Here is a 17,311-nt window from a genome sequence, read left to right on the forward strand (position 1 = left end):
TGTGGCGATCTCACGCTTTATTGTTATGGCTTGTGCGCTTAAGCCCTTAAATACATTTAAAATAGTCAAACGGCTCCAGGCATTCCTGACATTTGTACAGCGCCTTGCAAGCGGTTGAACTGAATTCACTGAGTAATCGGGTGTGGTGGCTATGACAATGTGGACACTGGATACCATCACTAAGTGCGACATGGGTACCGCAGCTATTCGATTCGCCTTTAGGTGGAGCAATACCGTATTGCTGCAATTTATGTTTACCTTCCTCACTCATCCAGTCAGTGGTCCATGCTTCTGACAGATCGACCACGACTTTGACCGGCGTCAGCTCATGTGCTGCAAATGCCTGGGTGATTTCCGCCTTGAGCAGATCGGTTGCCGGACAGCCACTATAAGTGGGGGTCAATCGAACCACGATTTCATCCTGTGGGTTGATCTCCACTCCACGAATCATGCCCAGGTCAAGGACTGACAGGACTGGAATTTCCGGATCGGAAACCTGTGCCAGGACCTCCCAGCATTGATCTTCTACATGTCTAATCAAGTTCATGCCACTCACTCCCTGTGATGTGCTGGATTTACCAGTTCATGCCTGGATAGCTGCGCTGCATATATTGCAGTTCCGCCAGTACATAACCCAGATGTTCGGTATGTAGTCCCTGCTTGGCGCCACTACGGTAAGCACCACTTTCTGGCAAGCTCAGTTCAAAACGTTGCAACTCAGCAGATATGCTTTCCAACCATTTCGGTTTCAGCAGTTCCACATCCGGAATCAGGTGAGCATCAACCAGCTGACGTTCATCTGCAGTCAGGCTGAACAACTCTTCGGTAAAACGCCATAGCTGATTCAGACCATTCTGGATTTTTTCATGAGCTTCTGCTGTACCTAAGCTCAGGCGTTCCATCCATGAGGTTGAAAAACGCAAATGGTATTTCACTTCTTTCAGCGACTTGATGGCGAATGAGGAAATCTCTTCATTCCTGCTATTGCTCAGGGCTGCAAACAGCAAAGCATGGTAATGATCCATCAACCACTGACGTACGATAGTTTGACCGAAGTCATTATTTGGCTGTTCGCATAGCAGTAAGTTACGGTATTCTCGCTCGGTACGGAAATAGGCCAGTTTATCTTCATCACGACCTTGCCCTTCAATTTCACCGGCTAGACTCAACGCGGTACGTGCCTGACCCAGCAGGTCCAAACCGATATTTGCCAATGCAATATCCAGCTCCAGCTCCGGTGCGTGACCGCACCACTCTGCCAGACGGTGTGAAAGGATGAGCTGGCTGTCGCCAACATGCAGTAAAAATTGTGCCAATACCTGATTCGTCATTGCTCTTTCCTCCACCTTACATGTGTTCGATGCCATCTGGAATGTGATAGAAGGTCGGATGACGGTAGACCTTGTTCAATGAAGGATCAAAAAACTCCGATTTTTCATCTGGTTGAGATGAGGTAATCAGTTCAGATTTCACGACCCAGATACTTACACCTTCATTGCGACGGGTATAGACGTCACGGGCATTTTGCAGGGCAATTTCATCATCAGGGGCGCGCAGGCTGCCGACATGACGGTGGCTCAGACCCTGTTTGCTGCGAATAAATACTTCGTATAAAGACCAGTTATTCTTGTTCATTTGCATATCCTTGTGCTATTCCGTTGCCTTAAGCGATTTTTCGTTGATCTGACTGCTGCTGTTGCTTGCTGGCATAAACTGCTGCTGATTCACGTACCCATTTGCCCTCTTCCCAAGCCTTGCGGCGTGCTTCGATACGTTCGTGGTTGCATGGACCTTTGCCTGCCAGCACATCGAAGAACTCATCCCAGTTCACCTGACCAAATTCATAGTGGCCAGTTTCTTCATTGAATTTCAGGTCTGGGTCCGGCACAGTCAGGTCAAGCTGCAATACTTGCGGCACAGTGTTGTCGACAAATTTCTGACGCAATGCATCATTACTGAATAATTTGATTTTCCACTGCATGCTTTGCGCACTGTTTGGAGAATTGTCATCACTTGGACCAAACATCATCAGTGCCGGCCACCAGAAACGGTTCACTGCATCCTGTGCCATCTGTTTCTGTTCTGGTGTACCTTCTGCCAGTTGCATCATGGCTTCAAAACCTTGACGCTGATGGAAACTTTCTTCTTTACAGATACGCACCATGGCACGTGCATAAGGACCATAAGAAGTACGACACAGCGCCACCTGGTTGACGATTGCCGCCCCATCCACCAGCCAGCCAATCGCAGCAACATCTGCCCAGGTCAGGGTTGGATAGTTAAAAATGGATGAATATTTCATGCGGCCAGCAATCAGCTTTTCCATCATGTCATCACGGTCTGCACCTAGCGTTTCTGCTGCACTGTAGAGGTATAGGCCATGCCCGGCTTCATCTTGTACTTTAGCCAGCAATACCGCTTTACGTTTCAAAGTCGGTGCGCGGGTAATCCAGTTACCTTCTGGCAGCATGCCAATCACTTCTGAATGTCCGTGCTGACCAATCTGGCGGATCAGGGTCTTTCTATAGGCATCCGGCATCCAGTCCTTCGCTTCAATAGAAATGTCCTGCTCTATCTTCTGATCGAATGTTTGTTGTTGCTTATTCATGTTTGTCTCACTTATCCCAAGTGCTGATACAATCAAATTAAAACGATACAAATATAAAATCAATACTATTTTTTAAGTATCATATATTTTTTAAAAGCATTTTCTATTAAGCTATTGTTTTTATTGTTTTTGAATTTTTAATTACATGAAAGTTACTTTTTTGTTTGCGGATTATGATTGACATTTAAGCTTTTTGATTGCAATTTATGAAACATCAAAAGTAAAAATAAACTCAACAACGTATCATAAATGGAGTTATACAATGTTGGAACTGGACAGCACTACCCAGAGTACGGATCTTCAGGACGACACACAGGCGCATTACGCAGCTAAAGTTAAAGTATTGAGTTCACTGGTTTTAGGTGGTGAACATAGCGCACAAAATGACTTGCGTACGGTCTATCACGCCATTAGCGGTGAAGCGATTTATCAGGTCAGCAGTCACGGCATCGACATGCATAACGTAGTGCAATATGCCAAACAGAAAGGTGCTGCCATTGCCCACTGGACCTTCCACCAGCGTGCCAACGCCCTGAAACAGGTGGCACAAAATTTACTGGAACGTAAGGAAGATTATTACCGCCTGGCAGCCGCAACTGGCTGTACCCGCAAAGATGCCTGGATTGATATTGAAGGTGGGATTGGCACCCTGTTTGCCTATTCAAGTCTGGTTCGCCGTGAACTCAGCGATGAAACGGCACTGGTTGAAGATGCCTGGATTCCATTATCCAAACAGGGCAGCTTTGGTGCCAAACATATTCTGAGCCCGAAAGCCGGTGTAGCAGTGCATATCAATGCATTTAACTTCCCGATCTGGGGTATGCTGGAAAAAATTGCACCTACTCTACTAGCCGGTGTGCCATGTATTGTGAAGCCGGCAACAGAAGGCGCAGAACTGACACATGCAGTCGTTAAAGACATTTTAGCCAGTAATTTACTGCCAGAAGGTGCTCTGCAGCTGATCTGCGGGCAGACTTACGACCTGTTTGATCACCTGAATGCACAGGATACGGTAACCTTCACAGGTTCGGCTGCTACCGGCCAGAAACTGCGTGCGCATCCACACCTGAATGCCCACTCCATTCCATTCAGCATGGAAGCCGATTCGGTGAACAGCGCCATCCTGACCCAGCAAGCCAACGATGAAACCATTGACCTGTTTGTGCGTGAAGTCTTCCGTGAAATGACAACCAAGACCGGACAAAAATGTACTGCAATTCGTCGTGCCTTTGTGCCAGCAGCATTGCTCGATACCGTACAGCAACGCCTGACTGAAAAACTACAGAAAGTAGTCATCGGTGATCCTGCACAGGACGGCGTAACCATGGGTGCTCTGGCCAGCGTTAAACAGAAGCATGATGTTGCTGCCAAGGTAGAACAGCTGGCACAGGAAGCTGAAATCATCATAGGTAGCCACCTGCGCCAGGACTTTGCCATCCAGGTCGCACATCCGGAAAAATCTGCTTTCTATCCACCAACAGTATTGTTATGTAAAGATCCGGTACAGGCCCAACAGATTCATAATATCGAAGCCTTTGGCCCAGTGGTTACATTGATGCCCTATAGTGACCTACCACAACTGGCAACATTAGTAGCTCGTGGTGAAGGCAGTCTGGTCGCTTCAATCGTGCGTAACCATGATGAAAATATTGAACAGCTACTCAGCAAGATCGCGCCTTGGCATGGTCGTGTGCATATTCTGGATCGTGAAAGCGCTAAGGAAAGTACCGGTCATGGTTCACCACTGCCATTGTTAGTGCATGGTGGTCCGGGGCGTGCTGGCGGTGGTGAGGAACTCGGTGGTCTGCGTGCAGTGAAACACTATATGCAGCGTACTGCTATTCAAGGCTCACCAAATGTGCTGACTCAGGTCGGTCATAGCTGGACCGCGGGTGCGGAGGTATTTGAAGACCGCGTGCATCCATTCAAGAAATCCTTTGATGAACTGCGGATCGGTGAACGCCTGCTGACTGCACGCCGTACCATTACTGAAGCTGATATTGTCAACTTTGGTGGTTTAAGTGGAGATTACTTCTATGCACATATGGATAAGATTGCGGCTGCGGAATCCTTGTTCGGTGAACGCGTCGCACATGGTTACTTCATTGTCTCTGCCGCTGCCGGCTTGTTTGTTGATGCTGCTCCAGGTCCAGTTATTGCCAACTATGGCATGGACAACCTGCGCTTCGTAGAACCGGTGAAAATTGGTGATACCATTCAGGTAGAACTGACCTGCAAGCAGAAAACCCCAAAACCGCTGCGTGATGAGCAGAGACCGCATGGTGTCGTGGTCTGGGACATCAAGGTGAAAAACCAGCGCAATGAACTGGTCGCGACCTATGACATCCTAACTCTCGTAGAAAAAGCTGCTTAACAAATATTTTCAGACACTTAAAGTAAGAAGGGAATCTATTTGATTCCCTTTTTTATTGATTTAAAAATAATTGTATCTTTTTAATCCAGACATATTGACGGCTGTGCAAATTACTCCTAGATTAGATTAATTGATACACATTAAAAATAAAAATAATTAAATTTGTATCAAATAAACCAATCACTATAACTTGCACAGGATGTTGCATGATGAATGAAAAAACATTGGTCATAGACAAGGTTGACAATGACGTCCAACCACTCGATTCTCATCTAAAAATTACTACGCCTATCCCTGAACAGGTGGCTACAGAAATTCCACCAGCAACTCCGGAACGTAGCAGCTATCAATGGTATGTGGTAATCATCTGTATGGTGGCCTACATTCTGTCTTTCGTAGACCGTCAGATTTTATCCCTGATGATTGAGCCGATTAAGGCCGACTTGATGCTCAGTGATACCCAGTTCAGCCTATTGCAGGGGCTGGCCTTTTCGCTGTTTTATGCCTTTATGGGCGTACCGATCGCCGCACTGGCCGACAAGAAATCACGTGTGAAAATTATTTCGGTTGGGATCGCTTTCTGGAGTCTGGCCACTGCAGCCTGTGGCCTCAGTAAAAACTTTATCCAGATGTTCCTGGCTCGCCTTAGTGTCGGTGCAGGTGAAGCAGCCCTATCTCCTGCTTTTTACTCAATCGTGGCGGATCTGTTTCCTAAACATAAACTAGGCCGTGCGCTGGGTGTTTATGCCATTGGTGCTTTTATCGGTTCAGGACTGGCTTTCCTGATCGGCGGTTATGTCATCGGTCTGCTCAAGGATGTTAGTTTCGTTACTTTACCGGTAATTGGTGAGATCAAGACTTGGCAACTGACCTTTATGATTGTCGGTTTACCGGGTGTATTGCTGGCGCTGCTCATGATTTTGACCGTACGGGAACCCGAGCGTAAAGGCCTCAAAATGGATGCGAATGGTGTCGCCGTTAAAGCATCTTTTAAGAATTCCATCGGTTTTATTAAAACCCATAAAAAGACTTTCTTCTGTCATTTTATTGGCTTCTCTTTCTATACTATGATGCTGTATTCCCTGCTCGGCTGGGCACCGGCCTACTACATGCGTCACTTTGGCCTGGATGCAAGCCAGACCGGATATATCCTTGGAAGTATTATTCTTGTCGCAAATACTTCAGGCGCCCTATTCTGTGGCTGGCTCATCGACTTCTTTTCTAAACGTGGCTATAGCGATGCAGCAATCCGTGCCGGTGCAATTGGCTGTGCTGCCCTGATCATTCCAAGCGTGCTGTTTACCCAAGTCGACAATATGCAGCTTTCATTCGCACTGATCTTTGTGGCGATGTTCTTCTCCACCTTCCCGATTCCAGCATCAGCCGCTGCTACCCAGATGCTGACACCGAACCAGTTGCGCTCTCAGGTATCAGCCAAATTCCTGTTGATTTCTAACCTGATTGCACTCGGTGTGGGTACAACTGCTGTGGCGCTGATTACAGACCGATATTATGAAAATACCTTAATGGTGGGTAATTCGATTTCTATCGTCAATGCTGTAGCTGGTGTAATCGGTGTATTCCTGCTGTATAAAGGCTGTCAGTATTATCGTGAAAGTATGAAAGTCGAAAAACTAATCGATTAAGACAATATTAGATTTTTAAGATTTAAATCCAAACCTTAAATCAGTCGATTTAAGGTTTTTTTATTTCGATAGCAAAAGATCAATAGATACTCATTCACACTCAATCTTTTTCTGCAATTCATATGAAAATTAAACTGCCTGGACATTCCCACCAAAAAGCCGTATAACACCGTTTTTCGAATTAACAGGTGTTGACCATTGAAACTTGTTCTTGCACCCATGGAAGGCTTAACTGACCCGATTATGCGCGATGTACTGACATCCGTCGGGAGCTTCGACTGGTGTGTAACCGAGTTTATTCGTGTCACGGATTCGGTGCTGCCAGATCATATCTATCACACCTACTGCCCTGAACTGTTAAATGAGGGCAAAACTGCTGCCGGTACGCCGGTGCATGTACAGTTTCTGGGAAATAATCCGGAAATGCTGGCAGCCAATGCAGTGAAAGTCGCTGCCATGGGCGCGCCTGCAATTGATATGAATTTTGGCTGTCCAGCCAAAACCGTGAATCGTCATCGTGGTGGTTCAGTGCTGTTAGATGAACCTGAAGTCGTCTATGAACTGGTCAAAGCTGTTCGTGATGCAGTGCCCGCGCATATTCCAGTTTCGGCGAAAATGCGTCTGGGTTATATGGATCGCAACTTCATGATGGAAAATGCGCATGCCATTGAAGATGCTGGGGCGGCCTGGGTCACTGTCCATGCACGGACCAAGGCCGATGGCTATACTCCGCCAGCCTTCTGGGACCAACTGCAACCAATTCGTGAAGCCTTAAAGATTAATGTGATTGCCAATGGTGAAATCTGGACCAATGCCGATGCCAAGCAATGTCAGCTAGAATCAGGCTGTGAAGACCTGATGATTGGCCGTGGTGCGGTCACTACACCTGATCTGACCCAATGTATTCGCCAGAATTCTGATGAGCCGCTCATCACCTGGAATGAACTACTGAAACTGCAAATCCGTTTCCTGAATGGTTCCTATAAAAAGGAAATGAATATGGTCGGCCGTTATAAGCAATGGCTGGGTATGATGTCCAAGCATTATCCTGAGGCCAAAACACTTTGGGATGAGGTCAAACGGATTAAACAGCTGGTTGAAATTACTGAAAAGCTAAAAGCCTCGAAAAATTAAGAAAAAGCCTTTGAATGATTCAAAGGCTTTTTTGTTCGGATTCTCGCCTGTTTAAATTTGCAACATGTTCACGGTTGGTTTTCCAGGATTTTTCTAGTACTTCCTTCTCCAAGCGAATCTGGATACGTTTAATCTTGGTATCAGAAATAACTCGCTGATTAAAGCTTTTTACATAATCTGTCCAACCTGCGCCTCGAAATACATAATTTGGCATTGGGGTTTTGAATACCGCATCTGGCATAAATACAATCACAGAATGCAGCTGGTCTGGCTCAATAATATCAGCCAGCACCTGCTCCAGAACTTTGATGTGCTTATAATTCTGATGAATCGGATTTTGAAATTTATAGCTATTTTTATAAAGTTTTTGCGTCCAGGTCTTTTGTCGCTCGCCACCAAAGATCCAGCCTTTATAGTTTTTGGTTTCAATCACAAACAGGCCATAAGGACTTAATAAGAGATGATCAATTTGTGTTGTGCTCCCTTCTCCATCAGGAAGAGTCAAATCGTTTAATAACCGATACTCAAGGTCTTTCAGATAAAGTTTGACATGCGTGGCAACAGCGAATTCTCCCAGCTTTCCTTTTAAAAATGGTTTAAATAACTTAAAAACGATCAAACCAATAAAAAGTAGAAGAACCCACCATAAACTCGACCAGAGTTGGCCTAAGATTTGTGTTGCGAACTGATCCATATTTTAATTTTCATTAATTTTATGATTTTGATCTTAATGGGTTCGCTCAATATTTAACAGAATTTCTTTTTTATCCAGACCGCCTGCAAAGCCTACCAGCTTACCGCTACTGCCAATCACCCGATGACAAGGTGCAATAATCGAGATCGGATTTTTACCATTGGCAGCGCCCACGGCGCGCACTGCTTTAACATTACCGACCTGTTCAGCGATTTCCCGGTAACTTCGGGTCTGTCCATAAGGAATATTCAGCAAAGCCTGCCAGACTTTTTTTTGAAAATCAGTACCGGCAAAATCTAAAGGCAGTTCAAAAACATTGCGCTGACCGGCAAAATATTCCTGAAGCTGACGCCGAGCTTCTATCAATACAGGATGCTGTGGATCTTCAACCAGAGTTGCCAACCTGACCCGATTCGGTTTTTCACAATCCCAGAGTACAGCTACCAGCGCCGTTTCATTGGCGACCAGCTGCAACTGCCCTACAGGCGAGTCCATATAAATATAACTGAGTTGCATGGCCCTACTCCTACAGAATCAAGCTTGCCAGTTTTTATTTTACTCGAAATCAGAACTGCTCAACAGCTCTTAGGAGGAGGATAATTTCATCAAAACAAGTCCGGAGATAATCAGCACCGCAGCGAGCATACGCATAGCAGAAGCAGGTTCACCTAAAACTATAACACCGACCAGAAATGAGCCGACTGCGCCAATGCCCGTCCAGATGGTATAGGCAGTTCCTAGAGGCAAAGTACGCATGGCATAGGCCAGTAATACAAAACTGAGCACCATAAAAACAATCGTAAAAATACTCGGTGTGAGTTTAGTAAAACCCTCTGAGAGCTTCATGGAATAGGCCCAGACAATCTCAAATAGTCCAGCGAATACAAGTATAATCCAGGCCATATTGCCTTCCTCCTAATTAACAGAGTCAGGCCGTCCTGACGATTTTTCTTGTTGAATTTTATAAATTTAATCAACAAGGGAGGTCGTTCCCCCTAAAAAAATAAACATCTTATAAAACAGATGACAAAACCAAACTGCCGTTTACAAAATTTGACTGAATGAGAATTAACTTAACCATGTCTTACTCAAATGCTCAGGACAACTTGAAGATTTCAGCCTATCTTAAGGAACGCCAACATGGGACATCGTGTTATGGCATTACAGAGACTTGAGTAAGAAAAACAAACAAGGAATAAGTCCATATTATTAAGTTATGCACATGAATTAAATTTAAAAATAGCATGGAGATCTTACACAATGAAACACAAAACTAAGACCTATTGATCACTTTTTGTTTGGCTTGATTATTAACCTTTGATGAATAAACGACCACTAAAATCAAGGGCTGACATATGTAAAAAGAACTCCAATTGAGTTCTTTTTATACAAATTTTGTCTAAGATACAATCAATCAGGCTACAAACGATTACAAAATATGCAACATATCCATATGGTTATCAACATAGATATCTACACACTTATCCATAAAGTTATCCACAGATTTATGCACCTTAAACATTTTAGAGATTAAAGCTGGATTTGACCGACTTTAGCCAGCTCACTACGCATTTCATCAATCACAGCTTTATAATCCGGCTTGCCAAAAATCGCTGAACCGGCCACAAACATATCTGCACCAGCTTCTGCAATTTCACGAATATTTGCTGGTCCCACACCGCCATCTACTTCTAAGCGGATATCACGACCTGAAGCATCAATGATCTTGCGCGCCTGACGTAATTTATCCAAAGTCATTGGAATGAATTTCTGTCCACCAAAGCCAGGGTTCACACTCATTAGCAATACCTGATCAACCTTATCCAGTACATAATCCAGATAATGCAATGGTGTCGCTGGATTAAATACCAGACCGGCTTTAGCACCACCCGATTTGATCAATTGTAAAGAACGGTCAATATGATCAGATGCTTCCGGATGAAACGTAATAATATCTGCACCTGCTTCCAGAAAGTCACCAATCATGCGATCTACAGGTTTCACCATGAGATGCACATCAATAGGTGCCTGAATACCATATTTTTTCAATGCCTTACATACCCCTGCACCAAAGGTTAAATTGGGTACATAGTGATTATCCATGACATCGAAATGCACAACGTCTGCACCGGCCTGAAGTACATTTTCAACTTCTTCACCTAAACGGGCAAAGTCGGCAGACAAAATAGAAGGTGCAATTAAATAAGGCTTGGACATGAAAGGACCTGGCTAACTGAAATTGGATTTTTCTCATTATACCAAATCCAGTCCTGCTACTGTGACTTGGATGTTATGTAACGCTGGACAGTATTTATGCTTAATATCACTTGGCCTAGATGAAAATGATTGATTAAGACAGGAAAACTCGCATATCCATCAATAAAAAATCGAGGCTAAACACGCCTCGATCCTCAGGATATAGAGATATGAATTTTTATACTCAATATTAGAGCTAAACAGGTTGGCTCATTTTTTCTTCGAATGCATGAATCCGTTCAATTCTTTTATCCAGTTCGGGATGCGATTCCAGATATTTTTTGAGTTTTCCAATCAAACGCAACCATTTCAGCTCAGACTCAGTAATTTGCCGTTCTTTTCCATCAATATTCAAAGTAAAGTTTTTTATTTTTATCGTTTTATTCTGCTCTGCCAAGATTCTAGCGTTTTCAACCCGCTGCAAAAAGTTCGACAAATGGATACTGGAGATCTGCTGTTGATGTAAATGTTGCATGGCATAATCATCCGCAGCAAGTTCAAGTGCCTGTGAATATCCCGCATCGGCGAATACCGCTATAGATGCCGCCACCACATCACTTAAATCTCCTGTTACCAAGGCAAATAGTCCTGCTGCACCCAGGTTGGAAATCACTTTTTGCATGCTATGTTTTTGTACCAGATGACCTTGTTCATGCGCCAGTACTGCAAGAACTTCTTCATCTGCACCGCTAAGCTTGACCAGTTCATCGGTGACAATAATGGTATTGTTCGGAATCGCAGCTGCATTAAGTCCCATGGTTTCACCGCCTTGACGGAAAATAATCTTAGCGGGTTTCCCTACTGCAATTTTTTGTTCATACAATTTTTTTAGACGTGCTTGATGCTCTGCGGAGAGCTTGGATGACTCAGTTTGCTCAATTAATTTCTGCTCAGTTTGCTTTCCTACCTCGATCAAGGTCTGTTCCGGAAGTAATTGAGCGAGCTGCTGGGCCGTATATGGAATTCCCCATTTAAGAATAAAAATTACCGCACATATCACGATAATCATCGAGAAGAAAATCAGGAGTGGAGAACGTTCAAATTTCCATATGGCATGATAGATTTCTTTGGATTTAATCTTCAGCCAATGCGGTGCTTTGGTCAAAAATTCAATCCGACGATCTTCAGGTAATTCGATAATCGGTTTACGTCTCCCGACCCCGCCAATATACGCCATATCAGGATAACTAAAATAAAAGTCATCCTCGCTCACTTGCTTGGGTGTTTCTTCACTAAGCTTTAGGGCAATCCCGCGTTGCTGATCAGGGACAATCCATGCACGCTGGGCTTCGACCAAAACCCCATCATAAAATCTGACTTCAACAGGTCGCTTCATCCTACTTGCCTCTATAACGATGCATCGAAATCAAAGATATCCAGTACTTCATTGGCTATAGCATTTGGATCACGCTGCAAGATATTTTTTAGATTAGTTTCGTCCTCTGCTAGATAGAGTTCTAGGTTAGCCAGTTGATATTCATATAAACGGATGCTCGCCCAAGGGGTCATGAGTCCCAAACTGAGTGCACGCACTATCCAGTTACTGAGTACAATCCAGCTATAGCGCCATGTCGTTACCCGGGTTTTAAAATAGCTTTGACCAAGCTCTACATGATTCCAGGTATACATATATAAGCGTGCAGAGATCATCGGCCAGACCAAGGCCAGGCAAAACAGATAGCTCAACACAACACCTAAGGTAAACAGGGTTGTACCGATCAAATCGACCCAGTAAACGATTGCTGCGATCCATGCGATACCAATTAGCAGACACAGACATAAGGGAACATAGACTGCTGACATAAATTTAGACCATTTGATCCCCAAGCTGAACTGAAGTTGGCCGATCGATAAATGATTAAAGCAGTAACGTTTGTATAGCCAGATCACCACTGGACTGAAAAGAAACAGGGTGAAAATATTGACCAATATCGCGAGCCATAAAACCCTATAGGCTTCCCGATTGCTTCCACTAAAATGAAACCGGACATTGCCATATTTACTATTCCGGGCCTTAAATTTCAGGGTCATCCGAATTAACCAAGGTAGAGAGATCGCAGCAATCAGAAATAATGAACTGGTGACAAGAATGGAGTAATTGGTCAAGATCACTGTCACCACATACAACTCCAATGCCAATAGACGACCTAGCAGAATTCGGCTTGGCATGGCGATGAAGTCAAAGCGATGTTTTAACAATTGGGTATTACCGTAGAAATAGCGGATACGGCGTGCCTTTGCCCAAGGGCTATACAAAGTAAGCGTAATGATGGTTAACATCAGATTCACCATCCAGATTCCAAAATATTCAGTGGCACTGCCATGAAATCGGAAGCTGTGTTTTTCTAGTGGAGGTGATGGTTGGTCAATCTCTGGTTCAGGCTTATTGTGCATCGTGTTCTTAACTGCAACTGGTTCTACCTGATTTTTGAATAGCAACTTATATGCCATTTTTATTATATTTATTTGATATTCATATAAAAAACTCCAGAAACATGACCTATTTTTGGAGTTTCATTGTACTTTTAAGTTTGCTGCGCTTTTGTTGCTTGGCTTATGGATTTAATTGTACGGCATGGAATTGTAAATGGTCATCTACAAAGCTTTGAATAAAATAGTAACCATGATCATAACCTTGATGTTCACGTAAGGTTAATTTCTGGTTCACGGCATCACAAGCTTGCTGAAATAACGCCGGATTCAGCTGGCTATAGAACTGGTCAGAAAAGCCCTGATCAATCAGGATATCGCTAAACAGCGCACCTTTTTCCTGAACCAGCGCAGTTGCATCATGCTTCAACCATTCTTTGCGGTTTTCGCCCAGATAATTTGAGAATGCTTTTTCACCCCATGGACATTGGCTTGGTGCACAAATCGGTGCAAATGCCGAAACTGAACAGAATTTTTCCGGATATTTAAAAGCCAAAGTTAAAGCGCCATGTCCACCCATGGAATGACCGAAAATCCCGATCTTATCTGCCTGAACTACGAACTCTTCACACACCAGTTCATACAACTCATCGACGATAAAGCTTTCCATCTGATAATGTTCAGCCCACGGTGCTTGAGTGGCATTGATATAAAAGCCAGCGCCTTGCCCGATATCCCAGTGATCCCCTTTGGCAACATCGTCTCCACGCGGTGAAGTGTCTGGTGTAATCAGAATCAGGCCAAGCTGGGCCGCCAGACGCTGGGCATGTGCCTTGATTGCAAAAGTTTCTTCAGTACAGGTCAGGCCAGCTAAATAGAACAAAGCCGGGCAATTTTGGCCTTCCAGAGCTTGTGGCGGCAGGAAGATTCCAAATCTGGTTGGTTTTTTTAATACTTTAGACTCAAAGCTATAAATCCGCTGTTCACCCTCAAAGCTTCGATTATTCTGTACCAGTTCCATCATCATTCCTTTTTCTATTTTCTAAAGTTGTAGATTGGTTTATGGAGTCAAAGCGACAGACGGAGATGCTGAAGTGGTCGTCGCTGGAGGGAAAAGACGCTGTTCCAGTTGTGGCAACATCAATTCCATGTTTTTGCCAATCACCCATTGTGGTTCTGACGGTTCAAATCCTTGAGCTGCTTCCCATTTAGCCACTGTAGTCTTGGCCTGCTCAAAAGAGGCTTTCAGGCTGTTATTTTCACGCATGGCCTCATCAAAAAAAGCTCGACCGAAATAAGTATAGTCAGCTTCGTTCGAACAACCGAAAGACTGACGGTCAGCAGCAGAAGCAGTAATGATCAAGGTATTATCATTCTGCAAAGCCGAAGCAAAACTTCCTGAAAAACAGGCAGAAATAACAATCACTCGCCAACGCACACCTGAGGCATCCAGAGTATCACGCAACCATTTTGGATCGACTGATGCCAGGTCTAGCGGTGCATTTTCCATTTCAAATTCATTTGGCAAGCCATGTGAGGTCATGTACAAGAATAGCACATCACTTTCGCGGTTCATCTGCTGGCCAATACGGCGCAAGGCCAATTCCATACTGGTTTTGGAAGCAAGTGGAATTTCAGTTCGCGTTGCCGGATGATTGACTAGCATAATCGAACGGCCAAAAGTGCCAAAACGGGTATCAAACTGCTTTTTAATCCGCTCTATTTCTGAATAGAACACATCCTGATAACTCGCGCCAGCCACACCCATAAAGTACCAGTGCGACTGTGCAAATTCACCATATTCAATTGCATCTAACGCCTTGTTCAGCAAGATCGGCTGAGCATAGAAAGCATCTTCAGCAAAACTTGGTGGAATTTCTTCAACTTTCCAGATTGGCTGATCTTTCACCGAAATCTGCCACACCACCAAAGTAAACAGGGTAGCCAGCATAATCAGTGCCCGTTCCCACCACGGCCATTTTAATTCACGTGAAATCACCCAGACCACAGCCAGACTTTGCCAGACAAATAGCATGACAAACAGGGTCGGAATATAAGCGTAGAAAATATAAGGTAGATAATCCAGATCACCCAGATACTGGATCAGGCTCTGGAACAGCATAATATGCGTATCCAGCACCAACCAGAGCAGTGCTGGCACCAGCATTAGACGAGGATTATTCACTCGTTGGGACAAGAAAATCCCGACAATCAAGGCAATAAAGGGCCAAAGCGCATAACTGATCAGACCTTGAGAGTTGAAATCTCCCATGCGTCCAGAACTGAGCCAGCTAAACAGGCTGTTAGCACAGCCGCCCAAAACACCCCAGAATACCAGTTGCAGAATAGAGGGACGCACCAGTTGTAGCGAACGCCGAGATCCCAAAAATAACCACATCCCGGCAATTTGGTTGCTTTTAAAATCGTGCCAAAAATTGATGGAGGGTTTAAAGTCGATCATATGATTTCAGGGAGATGAGTGGCTCGCTAATGTGCCCAATAAGTTTATGCTTGATATAAGTTTTATCAATGCCAATTTTTAAATATATAACAAATCCTTGATCTATTTTGAAGCAATTCTCATATTAAGTAACCAGTTCATGCTGAAAATAGGCATCAAAACGGCAAGCATCACCAGACCATTGATGATTTGGCTCTTTTCCAGCTAAAAATACAGCCAGACGAGGACGTTTAACCACCACCCGCTTGCCAATTTTTTGTGCCAACTCTAAGAGATTATCTCCCAGATCCATTTCACCATCTTCAGGTAAAAGCAGATGTAATAACTGCATTTGTTTTTTCACCTGCGCCTGCTTTTTTGGTGCCTGCTGGTTCTGGTCGCGTTGTGGAAACATCGGGTCCAGATAAACCACATCGACAACCGCATTCTGCTCAGCCTGTGATTTCAGATAATCTGCAGAATCCGAAAAAACCAGATGAATCCGGTTAACCACTGGACTTAGAAAAGCATTATTTTGGGCTCGACTATGACTGTCTTCAAGCAGGGTAAATAAAATAGGATGTCGTTCGACCAAGGTCACCTGAGCACCCAAATGTGCCATCAACAGACTGTCATGACCTAGACCAGCCGTTGCATCAATAAGAGTCGGCTTTTCTCCGAGGTTACAAGCACGAGCAATCATTTCCGATTTTAAAGAGGCACGTTTTAAGCGCCCTACTTCTGCTTGCCAATCTGGTTGCATTTTCATGCCATTGGCACAGAGCCATAGGCCGTCAGCATCAACACACAGTGCCAGTTCGGGATGTAAACGCAAGAAACGTGCATTCAGCTTTTCAATGATCTGAATACTAACCTCTACACCACGAGAAGAAAGCACAGCCTCGAAGTGCTGTGCTTTCTCTTGATACTCAGATTCGGTATATAAGCGAATCGTGCTTACCATAGTCTCCAACCTGTAAAGGCAAATAATAAAATCAGTAAACCTGAGGCAATACGATACCAGGCAAAAATCATGAAATCACGTTTTGCCACATAGGCTACCAGAGCACGGATTAATAAAAGCGCCGAGATGAACGATACGATGATACCGACTGCCAGAACTGTCCAGTCTTCTGTGGTACTGTAAACATCATAACTTTGATAAAGATCGAGCAGGCCTGCCCCGATAATGACCGGAATCCCCAAGAAGAATGAAAATTCAGTTGCAGCCTTACGTGATACGCCCAGGAACATCGCCCCGATAATGGTCGCACCTGAACGTGAAGTTCCCGGTATTAGGGATAAGACCTGAATCAGACCAATCCAGATCGCATCTTTTACGGTCAGATCTTCAACTTCCTGTGCACGCACCTTAGGTGGATTCTTTTCAATCCAGATAATGATCAGACCACCAACGATCAAGCCAATGGCAATCGCAATATTATTGAATAGCAGCTCTTTTACGGTTTGCCCTAGGGTCAGGCCAATCAGCACAATGGGAATAGAGGCCAGAATCAAGCCAATCCCTAAACGGCGTCCTTGCGGTTCACCACTTACGATCCCGGTTGCTGCACCCCAAAGCCGTGCCCAATATTCATAAATAACCGCGGCAATTGCCCCCATCTGAATTGCGACGACAAAAACATCGCTTTTTTCTTTGGTCCAGAAATTCATTAATTCTGAAGCCAAAATCAGATGCCCAGTACTGGAAATAGGCAAAAACTCGGTAATACCTTCAACAATACCCATAATTGCTGCTTTCAGCAGCAGTAAAAGATCCATGCTTAAT

At 44.3% G+C, this 17,311-nt stretch carries 17 protein-coding genes; 3 read left to right on the forward strand and 14 right to left on the reverse strand.

Going from position 1 to position 17,311, the window contains the following annotated elements; all coding sequences use genetic code 11:
• Positions 1–46: 46 nt before the first annotated feature.
• Genes paaD through paaA form a run of 4 tightly spaced genes read right to left on the reverse strand, consistent with a single transcriptional unit; the run spans position 47 to position 2,608 of the window.
• Positions 47–547 carry a 1,2-phenylacetyl-CoA epoxidase subunit PaaD gene (gene paaD / locus FTV25_RS09375; RefSeq protein WP_180003062.1) on the reverse strand — a complete coding sequence of 167 codons (501 nt, stop codon included), beginning with the start codon at positions 545–547 and terminating at the stop codon, positions 47–49.
• Between the two features lie 28 nt (positions 548–575).
• The gene (paaC, locus tag FTV25_RS09380; protein WP_004783372.1) at positions 576–1,331 is read right to left on the reverse strand and encodes a 1,2-phenylacetyl-CoA epoxidase subunit PaaC; all 756 of its coding nucleotides are present in this window, start codon (positions 1,329–1,331) and stop codon (positions 576–578) included.
• Positions 1,332–1,347: 16 nt separating this feature from the next.
• A complete protein-coding gene (paaB, locus tag FTV25_RS09385) occupies positions 1,348–1,635 on the reverse strand; it encodes a 1,2-phenylacetyl-CoA epoxidase subunit PaaB (RefSeq protein WP_004783374.1) in 288 nt (95 codons plus the stop codon).
• A gap of 28 nt (positions 1,636–1,663) precedes the next feature.
• Entirely contained in the window at positions 1,664–2,608 is a 945-nt protein-coding gene (paaA, locus tag FTV25_RS09390; RefSeq protein ID WP_180003064.1) for a 1,2-phenylacetyl-CoA epoxidase subunit PaaA, read from the reverse strand.
• A gap of 262 nt (positions 2,609–2,870) precedes the next feature.
• Here paaA and paaZ point away from each other — a divergent pair, with 262 nt between their 5' ends.
• The 3 genes from paaZ (at position 2,871) to FTV25_RS09405 (ending at position 7,762) form a co-directional block, all read left to right on the forward strand.
• Positions 2,871–4,982 carry a phenylacetic acid degradation bifunctional protein PaaZ gene (paaZ, locus tag FTV25_RS09395; protein ID WP_180003066.1) on the forward strand — a complete coding sequence of 704 codons (2,112 nt, stop codon included), beginning with the start codon at positions 2,871–2,873 and terminating at the stop codon, positions 4,980–4,982.
• Positions 4,983–5,188: 206 nt separating this feature from the next.
• Positions 5,189–6,628: an MFS transporter gene (locus FTV25_RS09400; RefSeq protein WP_004783378.1), complete on the forward strand. Its 1,440-nt coding sequence runs from the start codon at positions 5,189–5,191 to the stop codon at positions 6,626–6,628.
• A gap of 198 nt (positions 6,629–6,826) precedes the next feature.
• Positions 6,827–7,762 (forward strand): tRNA-dihydrouridine synthase, encoded by a 936-nt coding sequence (locus tag FTV25_RS09405; RefSeq protein WP_180003069.1) that lies wholly within the window; start codon positions 6,827–6,829, stop codon positions 7,760–7,762.
• Between the two features lie 19 nt (positions 7,763–7,781).
• Here FTV25_RS09405 and FTV25_RS09410 read toward each other — a convergent pair whose 3' ends face one another.
• From FTV25_RS09410 to FTV25_RS09455, 10 genes are all read right to left on the reverse strand, one after another.
• A complete protein-coding gene (locus FTV25_RS09410) occupies positions 7,782–8,456 on the reverse strand; it encodes a nuclease-related domain-containing protein (RefSeq protein WP_180003071.1) in 675 nt (224 codons plus the stop codon).
• A 33-nt stretch (positions 8,457–8,489) separates the two neighbouring features.
• The gene (locus FTV25_RS09415) at positions 8,490–8,972 is read right to left on the reverse strand and encodes a methylated-DNA--[protein]-cysteine S-methyltransferase (RefSeq protein ID WP_034170626.1); all 483 of its coding nucleotides are present in this window, start codon (positions 8,970–8,972) and stop codon (positions 8,490–8,492) included.
• A 69-nt stretch (positions 8,973–9,041) separates the two neighbouring features.
• On the reverse strand, positions 9,042–9,359 hold the full coding sequence (gene sugE / locus FTV25_RS09420) for a quaternary ammonium compound efflux SMR transporter SugE (RefSeq protein WP_034170625.1): 318 nt from the start codon (positions 9,357–9,359) through the stop codon (positions 9,042–9,044).
• Between the two features lie 627 nt (positions 9,360–9,986).
• Positions 9,987–10,673, reverse strand: coding sequence for a ribulose-phosphate 3-epimerase (rpe, locus tag FTV25_RS09425; protein ID WP_034170624.1), 687 nt, complete (start codon positions 10,671–10,673; stop codon positions 9,987–9,989).
• Positions 10,674–10,908: 235 nt separating this feature from the next.
• Positions 10,909–12,048, reverse strand: a complete 1,140-nt coding sequence (locus tag FTV25_RS09430) for a M48 family metallopeptidase (RefSeq protein ID WP_180003073.1) — start codon at positions 12,046–12,048, stop codon at positions 10,909–10,911.
• Between the two features lie 11 nt (positions 12,049–12,059).
• Positions 12,060–13,106, reverse strand: a complete 1,047-nt coding sequence (locus tag FTV25_RS09435) for a YjgN family protein (protein ID WP_257218933.1) — start codon at positions 13,104–13,106, stop codon at positions 12,060–12,062.
• Between the two features lie 160 nt (positions 13,107–13,266).
• On the reverse strand, positions 13,267–14,103 hold the full coding sequence (gene fghA, locus FTV25_RS09440) for an S-formylglutathione hydrolase (protein ID WP_180003077.1): 837 nt from the start codon (positions 14,101–14,103) through the stop codon (positions 13,267–13,269).
• A gap of 39 nt (positions 14,104–14,142) precedes the next feature.
• Entirely contained in the window at positions 14,143–15,543 is a 1,401-nt protein-coding gene (locus FTV25_RS09445) for a C13 family peptidase (RefSeq protein WP_180003079.1), read from the reverse strand.
• A 124-nt stretch (positions 15,544–15,667) separates the two neighbouring features.
• Positions 15,668–16,486: a class I SAM-dependent methyltransferase gene (locus FTV25_RS09450; RefSeq protein WP_180003082.1), complete on the reverse strand. Its 819-nt coding sequence runs from the start codon at positions 16,484–16,486 to the stop codon at positions 15,668–15,670.
• Positions 16,480–17,304 carry an undecaprenyl-diphosphate phosphatase gene (locus FTV25_RS09455; RefSeq protein WP_180003084.1) on the reverse strand — a complete coding sequence of 275 codons (825 nt, stop codon included), beginning with the start codon at positions 17,302–17,304 and terminating at the stop codon, positions 16,480–16,482. The genes FTV25_RS09450 and FTV25_RS09455 overlap by 7 nt, the downstream gene beginning before the upstream one ends.
• Between the last annotated feature and the right edge of the window lie 7 nt (positions 17,305–17,311).

Origin of the sequence: Acinetobacter sp. YH12249, assembly GCF_013417475.1 — a bacterium.
Classification (GTDB): Bacteria; Pseudomonadota; Gammaproteobacteria; order Pseudomonadales; family Moraxellaceae; genus Acinetobacter.

What these genes read in the sequence shown, in the direction of transcription:
- paaD (WP_180003062.1), bottom strand. Translation starts at nt 547, where the DNA reads ATGAACTTGATTAGACATGTAGAAGATCAATGCTGGGAGGTCCTGGCA.
- paaC (WP_004783372.1), bottom strand. Translation starts at nt 1,331, where the DNA reads ATGACGAATCAGGTATTGGCACAATTTTTACTGCATGTTGGCGACAGC.
- paaB (WP_004783374.1), bottom strand. Translation starts at nt 1,635, where the DNA reads ATGAACAAGAATAACTGGTCTTTATACGAAGTATTTATTCGCAGCAAA.
- paaA (WP_180003064.1), bottom strand. Translation starts at nt 2,608, where the DNA reads ATGAATAAGCAACAACAAACATTCGATCAGAAGATAGAGCAGGACATT.
- paaZ (WP_180003066.1), top strand. Translation starts at nt 2,871, where the DNA reads ATGTTGGAACTGGACAGCACTACCCAGAGTACGGATCTTCAGGACGAC.
- FTV25_RS09400 (WP_004783378.1), top strand. Translation starts at nt 5,189, where the DNA reads ATGATGAATGAAAAAACATTGGTCATAGACAAGGTTGACAATGACGTC.
- FTV25_RS09410 (WP_180003071.1), bottom strand. Translation starts at nt 8,456, where the DNA reads ATGGATCAGTTCGCAACACAAATCTTAGGCCAACTCTGGTCGAGTTTA.
- FTV25_RS09415 (WP_034170626.1), bottom strand. Translation starts at nt 8,972, where the DNA reads ATGCAACTCAGTTATATTTATATGGACTCGCCTGTAGGGCAGTTGCAG.
- sugE (WP_034170625.1), bottom strand. Translation starts at nt 9,359, where the DNA reads ATGGCCTGGATTATACTTGTATTCGCTGGACTATTTGAGATTGTCTGG.
- rpe (WP_034170624.1), bottom strand. Translation starts at nt 10,673, where the DNA reads ATGTCCAAGCCTTATTTAATTGCACCTTCTATTTTGTCTGCCGACTTT.
- FTV25_RS09430 (WP_180003073.1), bottom strand. Translation starts at nt 12,048, where the DNA reads ATGAAGCGACCTGTTGAAGTCAGATTTTATGATGGGGTTTTGGTCGAA.
- FTV25_RS09435 (WP_257218933.1), bottom strand. Translation starts at nt 13,106, where the DNA reads ATGCACAATAAGCCTGAACCAGAGATTGACCAACCATCACCTCCACTA.
- fghA (WP_180003077.1), bottom strand. Translation starts at nt 14,103, where the DNA reads ATGGAACTGGTACAGAATAATCGAAGCTTTGAGGGTGAACAGCGGATT.
- FTV25_RS09445 (WP_180003079.1), bottom strand. Translation starts at nt 15,543, where the DNA reads ATGATCGACTTTAAACCCTCCATCAATTTTTGGCACGATTTTAAAAGC.
- FTV25_RS09450 (WP_180003082.1), bottom strand. Translation starts at nt 16,486, where the DNA reads ATGGTAAGCACGATTCGCTTATATACCGAATCTGAGTATCAAGAGAAA.
- FTV25_RS09455 (WP_180003084.1), bottom strand. Translation starts at nt 17,304, where the DNA reads ATGGATCTTTTACTGCTGCTGAAAGCAGCAATTATGGGTATTGTTGAA.